Origin of the sequence: Paenibacillus sp. EKM211P, from assembly GCF_011066175.1 — a bacterium.
Classification (GTDB): domain Bacteria; phylum Bacillota; class Bacilli; order Paenibacillales; family Paenibacillaceae; genus Paenibacillus; species Paenibacillus polymyxa.
Genome location: NZ_JAAMNS010000009.1, coordinates 59634 through 81662, shown reverse-complemented (window position 1 = coordinate 81662; position 22029 = coordinate 59634). Strand labels below are relative to the sequence as shown.

Here is a 22029-nt window from a genome sequence, read left to right as displayed (position 1 = left end):
TTTTTTGGTATGTTAAGTTAACCCTAAGATGATCTGGGCTTCGTTCAGAACGAGGACTATGTTATGATCGTGCTATTACATTTTATACAAAAAAGTTGGGTGGCTATGAATCTATTTCATCAATATGTGAGTCATGACGGTACTTTAAATGATACGCTGGTGCACAGTCGTGAAATTTTATATACAGGTACGAATGGCCGACATGTGGAACGTTTTTACGTGTCCTCCTCTGAAAGTTATATATTTAAACCCCTGACCAATGATGATCAGAAGGGACGGGAGAGATGGGTGTATGAGCATGTGCTTCCAGCATTATCACCCATCTATCCCCAATTGCTAGCTTGTTCCGATACAGACGCAGATGGCGGAGGAGAATGGATGGTGTTTGAGGATCTTGGTCCGTTACATCATCTACATGCAGATGAAACCCTATTGCAAGCTGTTGGATTTGTCGCAAGGTGGCATGCTTTGCCGCCGGGTCGTTTTGCCGGGATGCCATTGCGTGGACCGAAGCCGCTCATCCAGGAGATGGTTTCCGAGCTGCACACACGCAAGCCAGATATGTTAGAGCTTTGCAGCTCACTCGGTTTTTCAAAGCAGCAGATGCAGCGTATTTATGCACAGCTGGAGCATCTATCTTTTTCACACCAGCTTGTACTGTCTCATGGTGATCTTCATCCGGGTAACTATGCGTTGAGTGGGGAGAGGCTAAGGGTGCTGGATTGGGAGCATGCTCATCTCAACACACCGCTGTGGGATGTATATCACCTAATCGACATGTCGCATCCGTTGTTCCCTCGACGTATGACGTCTGAATTGCGTATTCGTATGCTGGACACCTATCTGGAACAGCTGGAGCTGTTGGGGATAAAGGGTGATCGAACGGCATTTATACAGGAGTATGGTATGTTTGCTGTGGTATTTTCGCTCTGGATGCTATTATTAATCACAAATGATTTGCAAAGGATTGGAACGGAACTGCATAGAAATAGCGGCAAATGGTCAAAAGAGCAATTAGAGTCCCAATTGGATGAAACGTTAGCTTGTTTAAACCAATGTACAGCGATGATGGATGGGGTACAAGTCCAACCATGCAAGTAGTGGCTTAAGGCACAGATTCTATATAGTCAGCCAAAGAAGGTAGGGAAATAAATCCATGAAAAAAGTCGGTTTGGTCATGAGAAAAATACAATTTGCTGAAGCGCAAGGGCCTCGTATTTTTGCAGAACGTCTGAAGCAGATCGGATTGGAACTGGGGGTAGATATCGTATTTGTATCGCCGGAGCGCCACGTAAGTAGCCATGACTGGCTTCCAGGCTATGAGCATGAAAAGAGTGACCTGGTCAATTATGACATTGTACTGGATCAACTGCATGAGCAGCAGATTGAGCACGTTATTTATACGGTATCTGGCTTTACTTATTTGAACATGTTTTTTAAAAACAGCGTACTCTTTCCACATAGTTTTCCAGATCCGGCACTGACAGGCTATGAGATGATGAAGCCTTTTTATCAGATTGTGGACAAGGCTATCGTACAGACTGCCTTTCTCAAGCAGGAGATGGCCTCGAAGTTTGGCGTAACCGATGTGACAGTCATCCCGATCGGATTTAATGAGCGGCTGGTGGAAAAGCATTTTGATCCCTCACAAGTGGTGGAGAACCGGGTGATGTGGATTGGTAGAGATGAAGAAAATCGGCGTCCGGATCTGGTGCTGGAGTATGCGCGGCATAATCCTGACAAGGATGTCTATATGGTGTTTGGTGGTGAACGCTACAAGGAGAGCATGAAGAAGTACGACATCCCGGACAATGTAAAACTTCAATTTGCATTGACGCAAGACGAGGTGTTTGCACTGATGAACACGGCGAAGGTGTATTGGAGCTGCTCCAAATTCGATACGTTCGCAATGCCGCTGACCGAAGCGCTCGCGATGGGGAAGATCGTGGTGAAACCCGAGCACCCTTGCTATGGGCACATCAGCTCTACGCATTCTTTTTCAGGAAATGAGAAAAACTGGTTCGAGCTGGTCAATATGGCTGCGGCTTCACCTCGCCGGGTTTCTGCGGAGAATCAGACATACGCCATGGAACAGTTTTCGAGTCAGGTGATGAAGCAGGGATACCGAGACTTTTTTGATGGTTGGTTAAGCTGAACGACGAGGCAGGATGCGTGGATGTAGACCATAAGAAAAAGGACTTTCGCTCTAATGAACGAAAGTCCTTTTTCTTATGACTGTATCTCTGCTATCGCTTCAGTATGAGCCGTCTTGCGATCCATCATGTAGCTGACCAGCATCAGCAGCAGACCGCCGACAGTAATGAGTGATGCAACCCATGGAATGGCGGGTAGCCCCATTTGGTTAATAACGACTCCTCCGATAAAAGCACCGCCTGCGTTGCCTAGATTCAATGCGGAATGGCTGGAGGTAGAGGCTAGCAAAGGAGCCTCATAGGCCAGATTCATGATACGAACCTGAATCCCCGGCATGATGCCGAATGCGGCAATCCCCCAGATAAAGACAGTGATCACGGCCAGTACCTTGTTTTGAAGCGTAAACGTCAGAATGGCCAGAATAATGGCCAGTACAGCATAGTTTGCAACCAAGGACGGAAGCAGCTTCCAATCTGCGAGCTTGCCGCCAACGATGTTGCCAATCGTGACACCTAGGCCGAACAGGACGAGAATCCAGGTAATGCTGTGTTCGGCAAAGCCACTAATATCCGTAAGCATGGGCGTAATGTACGTAAAGACAGTGAACAAGCTACCACAGCCAACTGCACCTGTGAGCAGCATCAGCAGCACTTTTGGATTAAACAGGCTTTTGACTTCTTGCTTGAGACTGGAAGGTTTGTCCTGCTGAATCACCGGAATGTAACGAATAATACCGAAGAGAGAAATCAAGCCGATCACAACAATGGCTCCAAAGGAAGCGCGCCAGCCGAGCTGCTGCCCGATAAAGGTGCCAAAGGGCACGCCAATAATATTCGCCACGGTCAATCCGGTCAGCACCATAGAGATGGCTCCTGCCCGCTTATCAGCACGAACCAGCCGGGCAGCGATCAAGGAACCTGCTCCCAAGAAGGTTCCGTGCGATAACGCAGTAGCCATACGGGCCGCAATCAGCAGTTCGTAGTTAGGAGCAATGACGGAAAAAAGATTGCCTAAAATGAATATGGACATCAGCAGACACAACAGCTTTTTTTGCGGAACCTTATGGGTTAATACAGTAAGCACAGGTGCGCCAATGGCCACACCAAGCGCGTAACTGGTGATTAATTGCCCGGCTTGCGGAATCGTAACATGAAGATCATGGGCTACATTGGGCAGAAGTCCCATAATGACGAATTCGGTCATGCCGATGGCGAAGGCACCAAGGGTTAACCATAGCAAGGAGGGGGGGAAGCGATTAGCTGTCATATTTTCTTGAGTACTCATAAGTTTCTTGTATCCTCCTGAAAAAATAGTAATGCGAGTATATCATTCCAGGCAACATCTGGCGACCCATTTTGCAAGAATTTTACATACTAAGTTGATAAGGTTTGTGTAATTTACAAAAGCGACAGGTTGGAAGGAGCCAATTATGTTATTTTGGTGGTAGTATGATATGAAGATAGGAAATGACGTTGTAAGGAATGATCCGGGGAGGATATAACAATGACACTTAAAGTGGTACATAGTATTACGGACTTAATCGGAGATACGCCTTGTGTGCGGCTGCAACGGCTCACAGGACCGCAGGATGCGGAAGTGTATGTGAAGCTGGAGTATTTTAATCCAAGCGGCAGTGTTAAAGATCGGGCGGCGGGCAATCTGATTGCCGAGGCGGAAAAGGCGGGACATCTCAAGCCGGGAGGCACGATTATTGAGCCAACCAGTGGCAACACGGGGATTGGTCTTGCGATGAATGCGGCAGCTCGAGGTTACCGTGCGATTTTGGTAATGCCTTCGAATATGACGAAGGAACGGATCAATATTTTAAAAGCCTATGGGGCTGAGGTCGTACTGACACCAGCGGAAGAACGGATGCCAGGAGCGATTCGTAAAGCTCTCGAACTGGGGGCAGAAATTGAAGGGAGTTTTATCCCGCATCAGTTTGAAAATGAAGCAAATCCTGATATCCATCGTACAACCACGGCACTTGAAATTTTGGAGCAGACGGAGGGGCGGTTGGATGTGTTCGTCGCTTCTTCGGGAACGGGTGGTACCATTACGGGTACAGGTGAAGTGCTGCGCCAGCATTTGCCGGATCTGCGGATTGTTGTGGTCGAGCCCAAGGGTTCGCCCGTCCTATCTGGGGGAAAACCCGGTCCGCATAAGCTGGTGGGAACGAGTCCGGGCTTTGTTCCCACCGTGCTGAATACGGAAGTGTATGACGAAATCATACAGGTTTCCGATGAGGATGCGATTGCGATGACACGGGCGATTGCTGCTCAGGAAGGGATTCTCGTCGGGCCCTCCAGTGGGGCTACAATATGGACGGCCATTCAGGAAGCCCGGCGTTTGGGAGCAGGCAAACGGGTACTCTGCATTGCCCCGGATACCGGAGAGCGTTATCTGAGCATGGGGATATTCGGATAAAAAGATGGGGATCGGGTCAAAGAGATTCGACTCATTTATATGTAAGATCCAGCCTCATTAATCGAAGTTACAGAAGTGAATTGGCGATATGGTAGACATAAACATTGAATACATCTTTGCCATATTCATAGGTTAATTTCACTCCTGACAAATCAATAAGCCACAATTCATAAGGTTATGGCTAATTAATTGTCGATTATAGCTTATATTCGTGAGAATTTTAAAAGTCTCACGGTTCATGTTCCGTTCTTCGACCTTATTTGTTTCTTCAGGATCCTCTTGAAAAAACCAAGTAATCAGAGAAGGAAACACCAAGCCTATTCTCCATTTCAGCAAGAGCTGCCTCAAACGGGTCAACTTATGAGATGCCGTGTACACGTAGTGCGTCGGTCAATTCCTTTACAGTCATGTCCTGTTTGAAAAAAATCGCAGTTCGTCCACAAGATCCAGCGTATCGTAAACATAGGGCGAGCGCTTTTTGCTAAGCATCTCTTCTTCAGCCGACTTATACGAGACACCTGTATAGGAACATACCGGATTCTTGCAAGCATCCGTCATGCTCTAAGCGTCAATCGTTCCGCTCTGTGTCGGTATTTTTTTTGTCATGCCGCATGGGAAGCAAAATGACTGCAATTTAGGAGGTTTGGAATACCTTTTAGGAATAAAGTTTAAAAAACGGGAGAATTAGATATATTCTTTATTCATCGACAGCAAGATATGACATACAGTCACTCACAATAAACATGATTAAGGGGTACCACTGAAATCATGTTTATTAGAATTTAATTTAGAGAGGAAGAGGAAAATGAAAGTAGATCAAATGTTTGACCTTGATTTAAGAAAGAGCTATGAGGCCAGTGAGCTTAGCCCACAAGCTTCAATCATCAAGACAACCATTAAGGTATCCAAAGCAGTATGTAAAACTCTTACCTGTATCTGTACCGGTTCTTGTTCCAATTGTAAATAATTCATAAGCGATTCGTAAGTCAGGGGTAGTGAAATGGGCTACCCCTACTTACATTATGGAGATTGCATGATAAAACCTAATATATATAATTGGCATGTAGCCCGGCTGACCGATCATTTTAGTTGTGGTGCAACTGTTGGTCAGCCGCTTACTATCCTGTTTATTGATACAGGCGTCGATAAATCCCACTCAGAGATCCAAGGTAATCTAGTTGAGGCAGAATGCAAGTCATTTGTACCTTATGAGCCTTGTCTAAGCGATTACGTCGGGCATGGTACAAAAATGGTTAGCTCTGTTACCGGCAAATATATATTGAAGGGGATATGCCCTTTCGCTCGGGTTGTTGTCTACAAAATTACGGACAAAAAAGGAATAAGCAAGCTTGAATGGTTGTATAGAGCGCTGGAAGAGGGTATTGCTAAAGGATATCCAATTATCAACATCAGCTATCGTACAGAATATGAGGTCGACTTATTCGAGTTCAATCGGTTTCAGGCTTTGGTTGACTGCGCTAATGCGCAAGGCATCTGGGTAGTCTGTTCCGCAGGAAACGATGGACGCGATATTACGCAGGAGTACAGAGTGCCTGCGAATTTAAAGGGAGTATACCCAATTGGATCAACTAATAAGAACGGGGATATCTCCGGGTTCAGTAATACGCTCAGCGGCCAATTTTTTGCGCCTAGTGGTGATGAGTATGAAATCAATTACAACAATGATTGGGTAATGGTTGCCAAATCAAGCTTCGACACAGAGGATTATTTATACGAAGTGCTGGGATTTGACAAAGCATACACAGTAGGTATCGGTACGAGTATTGCCAGCGCCTTATTCAGCGGAGTTGTTGCCTCTCTTAGCGGAGAGCTTATCGCGCAGGGGATGAATGCCGGGCGCAGAGAAATGGAGTGTCTGCTCCGTCAAGGCGCGAGACCGATTGATGTTCAGCGGAATTATTATGAAGTAAGCCTTGCCGGTTCAATTCGTGCTTTAAGACAGATGAGAGGTTGATTGCATGTTGGAAAACTTTGAAATCTCGGAAAATTACATGTACCGGAAGACGTTGCTTGGCATGGAGTATTATACGCGGATATTTGATCATGAACAACTAGACGATGATGAATATCTTGAAAGACTTGTACGGTTCGTTCAGAAGCAGGGGTTGATGGATTCCATTTATGTCTCCAGCCCCTCGACCTACGCTGCACTGCAAAGCCTGGAACAAGGCAGAACATTGAAGTCCAAAAAAAAGCGGAATCTTATCCTTAGTCTAAGCAAGTTCATTTCGCGGGCAATTTGTAGACCAACACCGTTTGGACTGTTCGCGGGAGTAGGCATTTCCCGGTTTGGAAACACGGGAGGCGCCGGAGAACATGTCGTCTGGGCAACTCCGGATTATAGCCTAATTTACCGCTTAATAGGGCTTTTCCATGGGGATGCGGATGTCCGCAATGAATTGAGACTGAGTGTAAATAACACCTCTTACATTGACCATCACAGGCTCGTCATCTCTTATCAGACTCTGTTTGCAGCAGATCAGGAGGAACGAAGCACTGAAAATATATCTATTCTCAAAACCCCGGTCATAGATTTCATCATGAAGATCCTTGATAAAGAGCAGCAGACTTTTCTGCAGCTTATGCAAGCTATAAAAGATGCCTTCGGCGTGGATGACACGATCAGCACAGATTTTTTGCAGCAATTGATAGAACAAGGCTTTTTGGTAAGTGAGATGATTCCCAATCCTCGGGATAGCGCTCCTTTGGAGCATCTGATCCGTACACTAAAGATGCTCGCTGCTCCCAAGGCAGCATATTACGCAGATATTTTGGAGAGAGTTGGACATGCCATTCAGGACATCACAGTTGCTGCGGTCAAACGCGAAGGCATTGAGGCTGTCCGAAAACTAGTCCAGCTTATCCTTCCCGAGTATCAGGGCGACTTGGTCAAAATAGACGTAAGGCTGAATCAAGCAAATGAAATTCACTTATCGGACAGCGATAGGCAAGCGTTGGCCCAAGTAGCTTCAATATTGAGCATGCTTTCTACGTACAGGAAAGAGGATACACTTTCCGACTATCGTCAGCAATTTACTGAGAAGTACGGAGTATATGAAGAAGTGCCTTTATTGCAGTTGTTCAGTAAGACGTTGGGGCTCGGCAAACCTGAAGAGTACAAGAGCCACTACCAGAATGGAGATAAGCACAGGCATAAGGATGAAGGCAGGTTCCGACAGCTCAAGGCGCTAATTGCTGAGTGGCAGACTGAAGCGCTTGCCAATCATTCGGATATCGTGCTTGACGAGGCCAAAATCCAACAGCTGTCTGAATTGAGTCTGGAGAATGTCCATGTCTCGTTCGATTTGTATTATTCGTGCATGGAGAATGAACAAGGTGAAGTTACGTTTTATTTAAACAACAGAGCCGGATCATTGGAAGCGTGTCAGAGCTTCGGAAGATTTGCCTACATGTTTGACAAAGATAGCCGTGATGAAATCTTCCGTTTTGTCAGGAACCCGAAGGATCAGAAAGCAGGGGAGAGCGCCGCTGAAATCTCATTTTACCCATTCAGCCCCAAAATAACTAATATTATGACGGCAGGCCCAACACCGGATCAATCCATGGATATGGCCACGTTCCCCGAGAATCGGAATTTGGATATTTCCCAATTATTGGTAGGTGTGGAGGATTCGGGATACTTTTATCTAAAGCACAGGGAAACAGGCGAACTGGTATTTCCAAAACTCAGTAGCATGTACAATACAGAGCTGGCTCCTTATCTGATCCGGTTTCTGAATGATATTAATCTGCAGTATCAGACCGGATGGTCCCATCTGGAGGAGTATCTCTATGATTCTTCTTTTACACCGAGAGTAACCTATAAAAATATCATCATCTGCCCTAAAAAATGGACATTATATGCGGATAAACGGCTCCAGAGCGAAGAACAGTTTTTGGCCTTTTTGGAGGATTGGATCATAAAGTATAACATTCCGCGATATGTATATTTGGTGGAGCTGGACAATAAGCTATTGCTGGATTTGGATCGCCATCATCATCGAAAGCTTTTGCACAAAGAATATACGCGGAATCCGGAAGGCAAGGCGGCTGTTATTATGGAGACGGAGAAAGAATTGTTCGCTTCCGTTAACCGGTATATGGAGGAGTGCGTATTTTTTTGCAAAAGCCCGATGTTTCAGTACTTGCCGATAGACAGATTGTCTGCACAGGCTACCGATAAAAGCTTAAATAAAGTGCTGAGTTCTTCGGTGAATGCTGTTTATTATCCAGGTTCGGATTGGATATCCCTGCAGGTATATTACAATCAGGAACTGCTAACCGATTTGCTGGGCAGTGCATTTAAGACATTCATGGACAATAGCGCCGAGTACTTCATTGACCAGGTTTTTTTTGTCCAGTATGCAGATAAGGAGCCGCATATCAGGCTAAGGTGCAAAATGTCGGGAAGCGTAGAGCATCAGCGTTTCACGGCCTTGAACTATGTTTTTGATTTCCTGAATACTGTAACCTCGTCCGGATTGGTTAGTTCCTATTCGGTTGTTCCTTACCGGCCTGAAATTTTGCGGTATGGCGGCACAGCCTTCATTGAACAAGCGGAGAGGTTATTTGCTATCGATTCTTATCTAGTTTCAGGCTATTATGCAGGGAAGAGGTCAATTAATGCAACCGATCAGATGTTATTTTGCTGCACCGGACTTTTTGAGGTTGTGAACTGCGCGTATCCGCTGGTAGAAGATCAATTGAAGGCTATGGCTGCGATTATTGATCCAAAGAAATTCAGACAGGAGTACCGGGAACACAAAGAAGCGCTATTCCAAAGGATTCAACAGACCCGTTCCATATCCATGCCAGCAAGCGATAAAGACGACAGGTTGCGGCAATACGCTGCATATTTCACGGCTATCCGGGAAGCTGACGACAGAACCAATTACTACGATGATATTATGTTCAGCATCATGCACATGTTCTGCAACAGAGTGTTCGGCCTGGACCGGGAAAAAGAAGAGCTTGCCCTACACCTATGCTACTTCAGTTTGGAAGATTATTTACAGGTAAGCAAATATCATGTTGCCTATTGAGGAGGAGCTTATGGCGGTCAAACAAGTCCCGGGAAATTTATCTGAAATAGTCAGGCAAAGCGCAGAAATTTACAAAGATATAGATACTGTAACCCTGCTAATCAAGAAGCACGCCATGCATGATTACCCTGAAATGGAGCTGATATCGCTGGCTTCAGGATACCCCGGGATCAGCCTTCTTCTGGATAAGCTAGATGAAGTTTACCCGGGGGAAGGGTGGGCTGCGCTTGCTTTCAAGTACAATCAGGAGATTGTGCGTTTAATCGGTAATATACCGTTCCATTCATTGTCACTGTATACCGGATTAGCAGGCGTTATTTATCTGTTCAACGAGTGTTCAAGAGGTTCAACAAGATATACAAATGTGCTCTCGCAGACGCTGGATATGTTTCTTAGCAGCTACGGGGAGTTCTATGAGGAGACAAGAGGGAAATTGGAAGACTCTTTGATTGAGGATAGCGACTTGGATTTGATTTCAGGCTGGACGGGGATTGCAGCTACATTAATGGAGGTTAAGGAACGCCAGGACAGATACGTTGGGAAGCTGGATGCAGTGCTCCTTAAGATACTTCAACTGATTACGGATGCTGTAGGCAAGCTGAGACATTTCGAGGAACTTCCCGAACAGACCATTTATTATAATCTTGGCATGGCGCACGGAATTACAGGAGCCATTAATCTGCTGGCCGTTGCACATCTCCGCCGCTACCCGTTAACTGGATTGAGAGAAGTACTGGAAGTTGCCAAGACTTTTCTACACGGAAGTATCAGGGAGTGGAACGGCACCCTTGTCATACCTAATATGTTCACACCGGATGAATCCGCAGAGACTAGTCGGAATCCAGGTTATCACAGAGATGCATGGTGTTACGGCACACCGGGAGCTTCTGTGGCTATGTTCCGGCTGGGATTGGCCCTGGAGGACAAAGCACTGCAGCAGCAGGCTCTGCAATTGTTCAATACCGTCTACTCCAGACCAGATTCGCTAAGAAAGGTAATTTCACCGACGATCTGTCACGGCTATGCAGGCTTGGTCCTGATTCAGCACCATTTCAGCCGTGCGGCAGCCATGCCGTTTAAGGATGAATTTTTGCATCGTTTGTTATCATATCGAAATACTGGTGAGGGAGTACCTTTTATAGACCTTGAGGGAAGCGTCGATGATCCGTTATCTCTCGATAAAGTTGGGCTGCTCGATGGATGTGCAGGTGTATTGCTGACACTGCTGACCTGTGATAATGAGAACTTGAGTACATGGAAGCAGATGCTGGTATTTAGCTAACAGGAGGAGACGGTAATGTTCATTTTATTAAAAGAAATTATTACAGTCATGGTGGGACTGATTACCGATTTTCTCTCTTTTCAACTGGATGCATATTTTTATATTTGGTTTCTGGTCCTGTTTATTTCAAGCTTGGCAGCGACCCTGGTTCAACGAAGCGAAGGGACTATTACCTACAGCACAGCCGAATGTGTCGGAATAAATGTGCTAGTTGTCGTATTATACCTAGTAATCGGTACAATTTTGGCCAGATACTTTGCAAGTTTTGAGGATCAGCAGATTGTTGCTGAAGATAAGATTATGCTGTATAAAATTTCTTTTATGCTTACATCCGCTGTAATTATAGTGGATATTATACTAGATAGGTTGAAGAGAGGGCGGAAATTCTCCTACTCTTTGGAGTTTCTTGCCGGAAGCGCCGTGTGCTTCTTACTGTTCCAGTTAAGCAACCAAACGGACTGGATAGGAACCAAGCTGTCGCTCTCCTATATTGTCATGGTAGCGATAGCCGCAGGTGTCTATACAATGGCAATGAAGTTTTTGCTAGAATACGAAAATCACAAAGAGAAATAGGTGATTAAGCCATAATGGAATTGAATATGGAGAGCACGGCATATAAAAAGATCGGTGAAGAAAAACAAACGGCCCATTCCTTGCTGAAGTTAATCAAAATTGCGAGATGGCCCAAGCTTGCGCTTGCTTGGAGCATCGTATTTACACTGATTTCCGCCGCTTTTTCATTAGTATTGCCGATCATGACAGGCAAGCTTGTCGATAAGATCTCAGCTATGGAGCTGACGATCCAGACCGCAGCTGTGCTTATTTCGCTGTTTCTGGCCGGAGGGATTTTAAACGCCGTGTCTTCTCTGCTCCTCAGATATGTGGGGAGCAAGTTTTTTCAGGAACTGCGACTGAAAATTTGGGAAAAAATTATCCATTTGCCGGTTAATTATTTTGATAACAACGAGAACGGCAAAATCATCAGCAGAATGACGAACGACCTTGCTATTGTAAGTAATTTTCTAGCTATCACTCTGCCTTCTATTCTGGCTGATGTCCTGATGGTCACTGGTTGCATCATCATGTTATTTGTGTTGGATTGGAGATTAATGAGTGTACTCGTTGCTCTGATTCCTATAACGGCGCTACTAATCTATCCCATTGGAAGAAGGATGAATAGGGTAGCGGTTGAGGCACAGGATGCAGCCGCAGACTTTTCCGGTGAGTTATCCAAAATTCTCTATAACATCAGATTCATTAAAGCGACGACGTCGGAAAAGCTTGAAATGAAATATACTCGGGAGATACTTGGACGTATCTTTCGCTTGAACATCAAAGAGGGAATATTGTCAGCTGTCATTGAGCCGATTGTCACAATTATCATCATGCTAGCTTTGGTAGGAATGTTTTGGTATGGAAGCGCCGGCATTGCCGCTGGACATATCACTACAGGTACTCTGGTATCCATGATCTTTTATTTGTTTACAATGGTTTCGCCTCTGACCCAGCTCAGCAGTTTTTTCTCGCAGTATCAAAAGGCCAAGGGAGCAAGTAAGGAAATTTATACCATATATAACCAGCGAGATGAGAAGCAAGAAAAGTTAGGCAGTGTGCCGGACATGAAAAGTCATGATCAGAATTCGGATATCCTGCATTTTGCCAATGTTTCTTTCTCGTACAACCAGGGCCAACCGGTATTATCCAACGTGGAGTTAACCTTCAGAGGCTGTACCACTACAGCGATCGTAGGGCCTTCCGGCTCGGGAAAAACAACAATATTTTCTTTAATAGAGAAATTTTACTCAGAATATAATGGAGAAATCTATTACAATAATGTATATTTGGATAAGATTAGGACAGAAGAATGGCGTCGCAAAATATCCTATGTTATGCAGGATAGTGACTTACTGGTAGGATCAGTGAGAGACAATCTGGTATATGGCCTAAACAGAGACGCGGATGACCATGAGATTTATGCGGCTCTTGATACAGTAGGCTTGAAGGAGGTAATTTATCAATTACCGGATGGTTTGGATACCTTTGTTGGAGAAAGGGGAGTCAAATTATCGGGGGGACAGAAGCAGCGAATCCAGATTGCCAGATGCTTGCTTTCAGACCATGAGATTCTGCTGTTTGATGAAGCTACCGCCAACCTGGATAGCGAGTCAGAGCAGCTCGTCCATGATGTAATCAAGCTTCTCTCCAAGAATAAAATGACCATTGTTATCGCTCATCGTTTGTCAACCATCTACAAAGCGGACCAGATAATCTTTTTGGATAAAGGAGAAGTAACGGGGGTAGGCACGCATCACGAATTAATGAGTTGGCATGATAAATATCGTGATTATGTTCAATTCCAGCTTCCCGCACAATTAAGTTAGGGAGGGGCGGTGGCGTTGTATCATCAATTGTCAACGTGGATCGTTGATAAATACTTTCAAGACGAAGAATTGGAAGCGGAGAAGCGTGCTTATGTGCTTTATTATCTGGAGAACATACTGGCTGGCACAGAAAAAATACTTCTTGTATTGATCAGTGCCTGTTTGCTCGGTGTATTAGCCGAAACGGCTGCGATGCTGCTTTCCTATACAGTGGTCCGGCGAAAGTCCTTTGGCTGGCATGCTCGCAAGTCGCATCATTGCACCTGGGTCAGTCTACTGACCTTTGTGTTTGTTCCCTGGCTCTTAAAGGAAGTAGAATGGAACCGCTTTTTTTTGGCGACGCTCTGTCTGCTTTCTATCATTCTGATTGTCAGATACGCTCCGGCCGATACGGAGTGCAATCCATTGGTAGATCCGAAGTTCAGAAGAGCATGCAGATTACAAGCTATCTTTTTAAGTATAGTGTTTGTTTTCATGGCCATCGCACTAGATTTTTATCCTTGGTTAATATTTGGGCTGTTTCTTGAAGCAGTTGTCATCACACCAGTATTCTATTCCATAATGAGAAGGAGTTATGCCAATTATGAACAATATCAAGAATATTAAAGAATACAGAAACAACCATACTCAGAGACTCAAGGCTAAGCTACTGGAGCATATGAGTAAAAGAGGTGAAGGAGGAGGGATTTGTTTCGGGTTGTTCTATGAACCAGTCAACCCAAAAGTTTGGAAATTGAACAAAAAATGATTACATCCGGCATTTATTTTTTGCAATACACCAGCTATCTTGTAATATATCATATGGTCAGCGGCAATGGTCTAAGCGTTTTCCGTATGAATTATAAGCTGCTGCTGTTTTTAGTCATGTATTATTTTATCGGAATAACAGCTCTGAATAACTTCGGACTGATTGTTTACCTATTTCTATTTGTGCTACTGGCATTATACGGGTGGTTGACCGACAAATATGAATCCTTGTGGGTCATAGGCTTCTACGCCATCCTTACCATCTTCATTACGACACTGCTGGGTTATTTCATAACGGTAATCAGCTATGCGGTTCCTTATGAATATAAAAACAAATGGACGGCGCCCTTCCTAACCGCTTGTTCACCTCCGCTGATCTACTTGGCGCTCCGAAAGCTTGTGTCTTATTTGTTTCCTACTCCGGCGGTCAGGCTTTTGAAGATATATCGGATTAAGCTTATCGTCGGAGCTTCTTTAATCTTAGTCTTGGGGATCATCGGACTAGGACTGATTATCTATTCGGAGTGTGAAAGCAACAATCCGTATCCAAGCAGATTAAAGATTGTGTTGATGCTGATCGGCTTGACCTCCATCTTCCTGATGACGATCAATTGGCTGTATCGCTTCCTGCGTGAACGTGAGCTAGAGAAGAACAAGACGGAACAATACCTGCAGCTGGAGGCTTATATTATGGAGATTGAAAAAATGTACGAAGACATCCGCGGCTTCAGACATGACTATACCAATATCCTGTTAATGCTGGACGAGGGGATCAGAACTGGGGATTTGGCGATGATCAAGCGGATATATGAGAGTTCTATCCAACCTACTGCCTCACAGTTGAACGGATATTCCTATAGTCTGGATAACCTGATTAATCTGGACGTGAGTGAGCTCAAGAGTATTATTACATCCAAGGTGCTGGTGGCAAAGAAGCGTGGAGTTGACGTAAAACTGGAAATTGATAGCGGTATCAGTGAAATGTATATGGATATTATAGACCTTTGCAGAGTAATCTCTTGTTTCCTGGACAATGCAATCGATGCGGCACTAGAGACCTGCAATCCGTCCATAAATATTGTGCTGATCCATGAAGACGATATTCAGACGGTGACGATACGAAACTCTTATAATCATTCTGCACTTGACGGGATTAAGGTGAATGATCTCTACAAACGGAACTTTTCAACGAAAGCGGACAATCGAGGTCTTGGCTTGTACAATATAGCAAAGGTGCTGCGCAGCAACAAGTATGTAACTTTGGATACCAAAAAGGAACCGGATTTTTTCACGCAAACATTAATTATAAAGAGAGCGACATCATGAATATTTTTATTCTGGAAGATCAGTTTATCCAGCAGCGCATAATGGAAAAGATGGTCCGTAAAAGCTGCGAGGAACTTGGCATCTGCTGCAGCAATCTCATTGCCACCAGTAAGCCGGATCTCCTGCTTTTTGAATCTAAAGCTTGTGCGAATAACTTGTATTTCCTTGATATTGAAATCTCTGGTTGTCAGATGAAGGGACTGGAAGTTGCCCAGGAAATCAGAAAATATGATATGTATGGGCATATTGTCTTTGTAACTACCCACGGTCATCTGTCTCCGCTTACCTTCCAATATAAGGTAGCAGCTCTTGATTTCATTATCAAGGATGCTACTCAGGATGAAATGGAAAAAAAGGTCAGAGAAGTTCTTGTTGTTGCCCATCAAAGAAAGCCTGTGTTGGATGTCAATGATTGGTTTATACTCGACAATAAATTTACGAAATTTCAAATTTCCTTCTCCAGCATTTATTACTTTGAAACAACCGGTGTTCCCCACAAAATCCGTCTGGTTTCCGAAAACAGAACTCTTGAGTTTTACGGCGATCTGAAAGATATTGAGGCTAAGGACCCAAGGTTGTTCCGGTGTCATCGGGCATTTATCGTAAACCTGATGAAGGTGGAATCTATAGATAAGAGCAAGAAGGAGATCATTTTTCAAACCAATCAGAATTCCGGAGAAGCAAGGCGCATTATTCCCGTTTCCCGCCAATTGTTGAAGCACCTCTTAGATAAGATGGGAGACCGGAGCCTCCTGAACAGACCTGTTTACGAATAGAATAGATACGGAGGGCATAGTTCTTCGGGAAGAAAAGGGGAGGAATATGGAACAAAGATTATCCGTTCAAGCAGAGGTGAAAGGCATTGATGCCACCAGTTTAAAATTAATTGCAGTATTGGCAATGCTAATTGATCATATTGGAGGGCTATTTTTTGCCGATTTTTTGGGCTTTCAGGTGGTAGGCAGAATTACATTGCCTATCATGGCTTTTTTTGTAGCCGAAGGATATATCCATACCAGAAGCTTCAAAAAATATACAATGCGCCTTGCTCTAACCGGGCTAGCCAGTGTGGTGCCTTACGGATTGGTATTTAAAGATTGGTATACTTCGGGAAACATCATGCTAACGTTGTTGATGGGCCTACTGGCAATATGGTTCTATGACAACACGACCAATCCTGTGCTTAAATACTTGGCTATTTCGGCTCTTTGCGTAGTCTCTCTTTTGGGAGACTGGAGTGTGATTGGAGTGTTCCTGGTTCTGGCTTTCTATGTGGCTCGCAAACAACAGAAGATTTACAACGGATGGATTATTGCAATAATTGCGCTTATGTTCATTTTCGGAGTCATCATTATATGGGCTGTTCCCGATTCGCTCAGCATCATGGGCATCAACGCCAGCACAATGAACGAATATCTTTATCCGTTTGCGATCGGCGGGGCCTGTATTTTTGCACTCCCTTTGCTATCCCGATATAACGGAGAGAGGGGAAAAGGCCCACGAACCTTCTTCTATTTGTTTTATCCGCTGCATTTGCTCGCGCTTTATCTGCTGAAGTTGGCTATTGATTATTACATATAAGAAGGGCTGTCTAATAAGTAACTAAAATAAAATCAGACGGGAAACGACATGTTTTCCGTCTGATTTTTGCGGTTTGACGAACTATTCGAATGTTGATGAAGCAAGGAATACTTTGAGGGTTCAAGGAGGAGCAGCATGAAAATTATGCCTTTACAGAAACGTGGAATCTCCGATAGTCGGCTGGTACTTGGCTGCATGCCTTTTGGTGGAGAATGGAGCCATGCACCGTATACACAGGAGCATGTCGTTGAAGCGGAGAGAGCTGTAGAAGCTGCACAATCCATCGGGATTACGATGTTTGATCATGCGGATATCTATCGTATGGGAAAAGCGGAAGAAATTTTCGGTCGGATTTTAAAGGGACAGCCCGGATTGCGTGAACAAATCGTAATTCAGTCCAAATGCGGCATTTTTTTGCCGGATGGCACGCTCCCAGGCCGTTTTGATTTCTCATATGATCATATTATGGAGTCCGTAGATGGTATCTTGAAGCGTCTGGGTACTGAGTATTTAGACATCCTGCTGCTGCACCGTCCCGATCCGCTGGTAGAGCCGGAAGAAGTAGCGAAGGTGTTCAGCGAGCTTAGGACATCCGGCAAAGTACGGCATTTTGGCGTTTCCAATATGAATGTAAGCCAAATTTGTTTTCTGGAGCGTAGCCTAACGGAGCCGCTGATTGTTAATCAGCTGGAGATGAGCCTGGCACATCTGCATTTTATAGATCAGACCGTACACGTGAACCAGCAGGCAGGGACGAATGTACATTTTGGCGAAGGATTGCTGGAATATTGCCAAACTGAGGATATTCAGCTCCAGGCTTGGGGACCGCTGGCGCATGGACGTTTTAGCGGAGGTTCTCTGGAAGGAGAGCCTGAGCATATCCGTAAGACGGCAGAACTGGTGCAGAAGCTGGCTTCTGAAAAGGGGACGACACGTGAAGCGATCGTCCTGGGCTGGCTGATGAAGCATCCGGCACGGATTCAGCCTGTCATTGGCAGCGCCAATCCTGAACGAATCAAAGCATGTCAGGATGCAGAACGCCAGAGCGAGCTGATGACCCGTGAGGAATGGTATCAATTGTATGTCAGTGCACGCGGACAAGCCTTGCCATAACTCGTTTAACAGGCCCTCCTTTCGTCTCATTAGCAGACGGAGGGAGGGCCTTTACGTGGATTCATCCTATATTTCTTCAGCAGCTATTCCTCTTCGTATCGTGCGAGGGCCTTGGCAGTTGTTTCCTTCATTCGCGATATTAATCGAGAGCCTTGAACGACCTTGACACGTTTGCCGAGGAAGCGGATTTTGGATAACACATATTCACATTCGTCTGCCTGGAAAGTGAGCGTAATACGATAGGTATCTGCTTCCTGATCATATTCGACCTCCTTTTCAAAACAGGAAAAAGCATATAAAATACGAGACATTTCACCGTTATATATAGGAATAATTTCGATGATGCCCTGTTCTTTGCGTGACTCCAGTATACCGAGTATTCGTTGGGTAAACGTCTCGGCTTCTTCAGGTCGGATCTCATCCTCCGTAACGGTTACGATGTTGGACAGTTTGGTGGACATAAATGCGCGGTGGCGGCGATTATACCACAGCAGACTCCATTCTTTTTTGACCATGGAAAACTCCAGCTTATATGGGAATCCGAACATTCGCTCATGCAGGCGTCCGTTGCGCAGTTTGTAGGTCATACAGATGCCTGAACGGGATCGCAGAATGGAACGCAATTCACGCAGGAGTGGATGATAAACCGAAGCAGCAGGGACCCCTGCTTTTTCGCGCAGGCTGCCATCAGCCTCCAGAGGCTCGTCATCTGCAAGTAATTGCCGAAGCTTATCAAGTGTAGACGGGGTAAAAGCCTCTGTCGCTGCCGAGTCTGCAAGCATGGACTTAAGCCAGACTCTTTCCTGCGATGTGGTAGCAAAAGCGCCCGATTCATCCAGTCGTGAGACGATCTGATAGTTAAATATTTTCTCGAAAAGGCTCATAATAGGCTTGCAGCTCCTTCCATTCCTGTCTGAATTCCTTACGCAGCCGCTGGGGTTCCAATACCTCACAGCTTGATCCGAAGCTGCGAATCCACGGTTTAATCTCAGTGATTCCATTCACTGTGATTTCATAGATAAAGGATTCACTTTCTTCCTCCGTAATTGCACCCCATTGTCCCTGTGACAGTACACGTTCCCGGATAAAGTTGCGCTTTGCACCCTCAGGATTAAAAAAACGTACCCGTACCTTCACGGGACGACCCGTATCAACAAGCCAGCTGTACCGCATTTTTTCTTCCAACACGGCTAACAGGTCGGCATAAAGCTGCTCTGGGACAGGCTTGCCCTCCACCAATTGAGTCATGCCCTCCATTCGAAACTTCATGATTCCTTTGCCGCCTACATGACCAAGCACATACCAACGTCCGTATTGATGATCATAGATGACTTGCAAGGGCAGAATGGTATGTTCACGGCCTTCAGTCTCTTTTTCAAATCGTGGGTTTGTGTTCTGTGACCCGTACATGCTTCGTTTGGATGCCGAAAAATATAAAAAGGTTACGCAGCGGCGTTGCCGAATGGCATGCAGAAGCGGATGAATATGGGCTTCGTCCAGAATGCGTGAATAATAATGGTATTTATATAAAAAAGGCTCTGCCATCTCCCGATCTCCGAGCTGGCGGCGCATGGCCTTTTTAAGATGATCTCGCAACAGATATCCCTGCACAGAGGGGAGCTGAGTGTTGGCCATAACGTCCACAAAATCATATAAGTCCAGTAATTCCTCGTCCGTCAGTTCTGTCACCAGATCATTACGGACAGCATAGCGATAGGGTCTGCCGCCAGGCTCCTTACGAACTACGCCGACTTCGACCAGATATTTCAGATCAGAACGGATTGTTTTTTCATCCGGCAGTGCACTGTCGGAAGGCAGCCCATTGCAGCAAGCGTCCAGCAGTTCCATGGTGGTCATAGGCTGTGATTGCAGCGCTGTCAGCAGAAGGGATAAGCGGACGCTTTCCGATTCCTTGAGCGATTTGGCCCGAAACAGGAATAACAATAATGGGTCAGCGGATTCGTAATAATTAAAGCGCAGCATCTCATTAAAATCATGTCCCTGTTCCGCAGGCAACTGCTGTTGTACGGATTGGACAATTTCCTTGAGACGCCGAATCGTTTTATCAAAGGTGTGCACCGAAATGCCAAGTCTGTCTGCAAATTGCTGCCGATTATAAGCGCCGCTGGTTAGTGTGAGCATGCGCAGGAATTGAATTTCTTTATCAAAACTCTCTCTCGCCATGATGCATTCCCCGTTTCTGTAGCCGTTCTCCGAAAACAAGTATCCCTTTATTCTATCAGGGAAGGGATGCAGGAAAAAGGTAATTTATTCATCTTTGTAATACTTTCACCATGTTCATGACTTCCAAAATAAAGGATTATAGGGACATAAGGTAGCACGATAAGTAAAAATTCATACATAACAGAAGGGTGAGGCAACATGTTTGGACGATTTAAAAATGAAGTGTTATATCCATGGGTAGGTAAGCTTTCGATTTATGAAACAATTAAGCAGGGACTGGACCCTCAGGGAAGGCTTACGGATGATCATTTGCCGGATGATGAAGAATACTGGGCAGGTCACACGATGCGTTGGGTGGCAGGAGGGCTGGATGGAGCGTTTGGGCATCACGGCGCTGGCGGAGATGGAGAGACTGAGAAAATTAAGGAGCTAGCACACTTGTTGTCCAGACAATGCCGCAAGCCAGGGATGAAAACAAGACGTGAGACGTATGTACGCTTGATGGAGGAAAATGCGCTCAGCCTGATTGATCCGCTGCTAGATGCGGTGCGCGAACATCCAGCAATTCAGCCGGATCGATTGTATGAGGAAGCGCGTTGGCTGGCCGAACACGGAGCACATCGCAATGTGGTGAAGGTCGGTATTGCATTGCTCGGATTGCTGGAGACGGATCAACACCACGAGCTTATTTTAACGCTAGCCAAGCATGATGAATTCACGCTATATGCGGCTGTAGCTATCCGTAATATTTCGGATCAGGCCAATGAGCAGTTGTATAATTTAGCCTTACAGGTACATGGTTGGGGACGTATTCACGTCGTGGAACGACTGGAGCCGGCGCGGCAGGAAATACGTGATTGGTTATTACGGGAAGGATTCCGTAACAATGTCATGTATGAGTATCTTGCTTATGAGTGCGCTCATAAAGGCGAGCTGCATACAGCCATCGCTGTACCTCATATTGATCGGGAGTTATTTGACGGAGCAGGCGATATACTGTCGGCTTTGCTGGCGGCAGGCGGACCTGCGGAAAGTATAGACGATTATGAGCATGCCGCTATGGTCATAGGCAACTACCTTCGTCATGCTAAGACTATGTGTACGACTGTGAAGCATCTTACGATCATCATGGATATTGCGGACTTCCTCGATGAAGAAGACGATTCATGGGAGGCACGTTATGACCATGAATGGACGCCGGAATTACGTAAACGTTACGCGTCGATATGCCAGCAGATGATGGACGATCCGCAGTGGATGAAGCTGGTAGAGCAGGAACTACATCATGCAGATTCACCGCATCTTCACTGTGCCATTCGCGCAGCTCGAATGCTAGCACTAGATGTATGGCCCGTGCTATTTGATCAATTAAGCAAACACCCAGTCAAGCCTAATCTGTACTTTGAACTTAGCAAGACAGAGGATGAACAGCGGGCATGTAAGCTGGTGGCTTTTGCAGAAAAGCACTTGCCTCTGGGAGAGATAGCTTCCGGTCCTGCTGATGTGCCGGGCTTTGGACCGGAGTATGAAGCGCATCAATGTCTGGGGATGCTGCTGCAACTATTGTCTTCTTACGAAGGAATGGGACAAGAGCTAGTTGCTACCGGACTTTGGAGCCCGGTGACCTCCAATCGCCGTGCAGCGCTTCATGTACTCAAGGAATGGCCTTCTGAGATGTGGGGAGAGGCAACGATAGAGCGCCTTCGTTGCTTATCGGAAGCTGAAACGGAGGAGTCGATCAGAGAACAGATTTGGGAAATACTTTAAGGAT

18 protein-coding genes are annotated in these 22029 nt (G+C 45.4%); 15 read left to right on the top strand and 3 right to left on the bottom strand.

Features of this window, described 5'->3' with window-relative positions; genetic code table 11:
* Positions 1 to 63 precede the first annotated feature (63 nt).
* Together G9G57_RS14565 and G9G57_RS14560 are read left to right on the top strand one after the other, a co-directional pair.
* Positions 64 to 1101 (top strand): phosphotransferase family protein, encoded by a 1038-nt coding sequence (locus G9G57_RS14565; protein WP_181575654.1) that lies wholly within the window; start codon positions 64 to 66, stop codon positions 1099 to 1101.
* Positions 1102 to 1156: 55 nt separating this feature from the next.
* Complete coding sequence (locus G9G57_RS14560; RefSeq protein WP_016819869.1) at positions 1157 to 2155, top strand: glycosyltransferase; 999 nt, start codon at positions 1157 to 1159, stop codon at positions 2153 to 2155.
* 74 nt (positions 2156 to 2229) lie between these two features.
* Here the strand turns inward: G9G57_RS14560 and G9G57_RS14555 are convergent, their stop codons facing one another.
* Positions 2230 to 3438 (bottom strand): MFS transporter, encoded by a 1209-nt coding sequence (locus G9G57_RS14555; protein ID WP_017426259.1) that lies wholly within the window; start codon positions 3436 to 3438, stop codon positions 2230 to 2232.
* A 219-nt stretch (positions 3439 to 3657) separates the two neighbouring features.
* On the opposite strand from G9G57_RS14555, the gene cysK reads away from it, so the two are divergent.
* From cysK to G9G57_RS14500, 12 genes are all read left to right on the top strand, one after another.
* Positions 3658 to 4581 carry a cysteine synthase A gene (cysK, locus tag G9G57_RS14550; RefSeq protein ID WP_017426260.1) on the top strand — a complete coding sequence of 308 codons (924 nt, stop codon included), beginning with the start codon at positions 3658 to 3660 and terminating at the stop codon, positions 4579 to 4581.
* 805 nt (positions 4582 to 5386) lie between these two features.
* The gene (locus G9G57_RS25670) at positions 5387 to 5548 is read left to right on the top strand and encodes an epilancin family lantibiotic (protein WP_080561132.1); all 162 of its coding nucleotides are present in this window, start codon (positions 5387 to 5389) and stop codon (positions 5546 to 5548) included.
* Between the two features lie 66 nt (positions 5549 to 5614).
* On the top strand, positions 5615 to 6556 hold the full coding sequence (locus G9G57_RS14545) for a S8 family peptidase (RefSeq protein ID WP_228552540.1): 942 nt from the start codon (positions 5615 to 5617) through the stop codon (positions 6554 to 6556).
* Between the two features lie 4 nt (positions 6557 to 6560).
* Positions 6561 to 9644 (top strand): lantibiotic dehydratase, encoded by a 3084-nt coding sequence (locus G9G57_RS14540; RefSeq protein ID WP_019686237.1) that lies wholly within the window; start codon positions 6561 to 6563, stop codon positions 9642 to 9644.
* 10 nt (positions 9645 to 9654) lie between these two features.
* A complete protein-coding gene (locus G9G57_RS14535) occupies positions 9655 to 10926 on the top strand; it encodes a lanthionine synthetase C family protein (RefSeq protein ID WP_017426262.1) in 1272 nt (423 codons plus the stop codon).
* 15 nt (positions 10927 to 10941) lie between these two features.
* Complete coding sequence (locus tag G9G57_RS14530; RefSeq protein WP_017426263.1) at positions 10942 to 11499, top strand: DUF5823 family protein; 558 nt, start codon at positions 10942 to 10944, stop codon at positions 11497 to 11499.
* 14 nt (positions 11500 to 11513) lie between these two features.
* Positions 11514 to 13307 carry an ABC transporter ATP-binding protein gene (locus G9G57_RS14525; RefSeq protein WP_017426264.1) on the top strand — a complete coding sequence of 598 codons (1794 nt, stop codon included), beginning with the start codon at positions 11514 to 11516 and terminating at the stop codon, positions 13305 to 13307.
* 15 nt (positions 13308 to 13322) lie between these two features.
* Positions 13323 to 13913: an accessory gene regulator AgrB gene (locus tag G9G57_RS14520; RefSeq protein ID WP_019686238.1), complete on the top strand. Its 591-nt coding sequence runs from the start codon at positions 13323 to 13325 to the stop codon at positions 13911 to 13913.
* 228 nt (positions 13914 to 14141) lie between these two features.
* Positions 14142 to 15380: a sensor histidine kinase gene (locus G9G57_RS14515; RefSeq protein ID WP_230877401.1), complete on the top strand. Its 1239-nt coding sequence runs from the start codon at positions 14142 to 14144 to the stop codon at positions 15378 to 15380.
* Positions 15377 to 16156 carry a LytR/AlgR family response regulator transcription factor gene (locus G9G57_RS14510; protein WP_017426267.1) on the top strand — a complete coding sequence of 260 codons (780 nt, stop codon included), beginning with the start codon at positions 15377 to 15379 and terminating at the stop codon, positions 16154 to 16156. Before G9G57_RS14515 ends, G9G57_RS14510 begins: the two co-directional genes overlap by 4 nt.
* 46 nt (positions 16157 to 16202) lie before the next feature.
* Positions 16203 to 16961, top strand: a complete 759-nt coding sequence (locus G9G57_RS14505) for a TraX family protein (RefSeq protein WP_017426268.1) — start codon at positions 16203 to 16205, stop codon at positions 16959 to 16961.
* Between the two features lie 135 nt (positions 16962 to 17096).
* Entirely contained in the window at positions 17097 to 18074 is a 978-nt protein-coding gene (locus tag G9G57_RS14500) for an aldo/keto reductase (protein WP_017426269.1), read from the top strand.
* 83 nt (positions 18075 to 18157) lie between these two features.
* On the opposite strand, the gene G9G57_RS14495 is transcribed toward G9G57_RS14500, so the two are convergent.
* A complete protein-coding gene (locus G9G57_RS14495; RefSeq protein ID WP_017426270.1) occupies positions 18158 to 18958 on the bottom strand; it encodes a WYL domain-containing protein in 801 nt (266 codons plus the stop codon).
* A complete protein-coding gene (locus tag G9G57_RS14490; RefSeq protein ID WP_164965127.1) occupies positions 18933 to 20258 on the bottom strand; it encodes a helix-turn-helix transcriptional regulator in 1326 nt (441 codons plus the stop codon). Before G9G57_RS14490 ends, G9G57_RS14495 begins: the two co-directional genes overlap by 26 nt.
* Before the next feature lie 198 nt (positions 20259 to 20456).
* On the opposite strand from G9G57_RS14490, the gene G9G57_RS14485 reads away from it, so the two are divergent.
* Positions 20457 to 22025, top strand: a complete 1569-nt coding sequence (locus G9G57_RS14485) for a limonene hydroxylase (protein ID WP_164965126.1) — start codon at positions 20457 to 20459, stop codon at positions 22023 to 22025.
* The last annotated feature ends 4 nt before the right edge of the window (positions 22026 to 22029 follow it).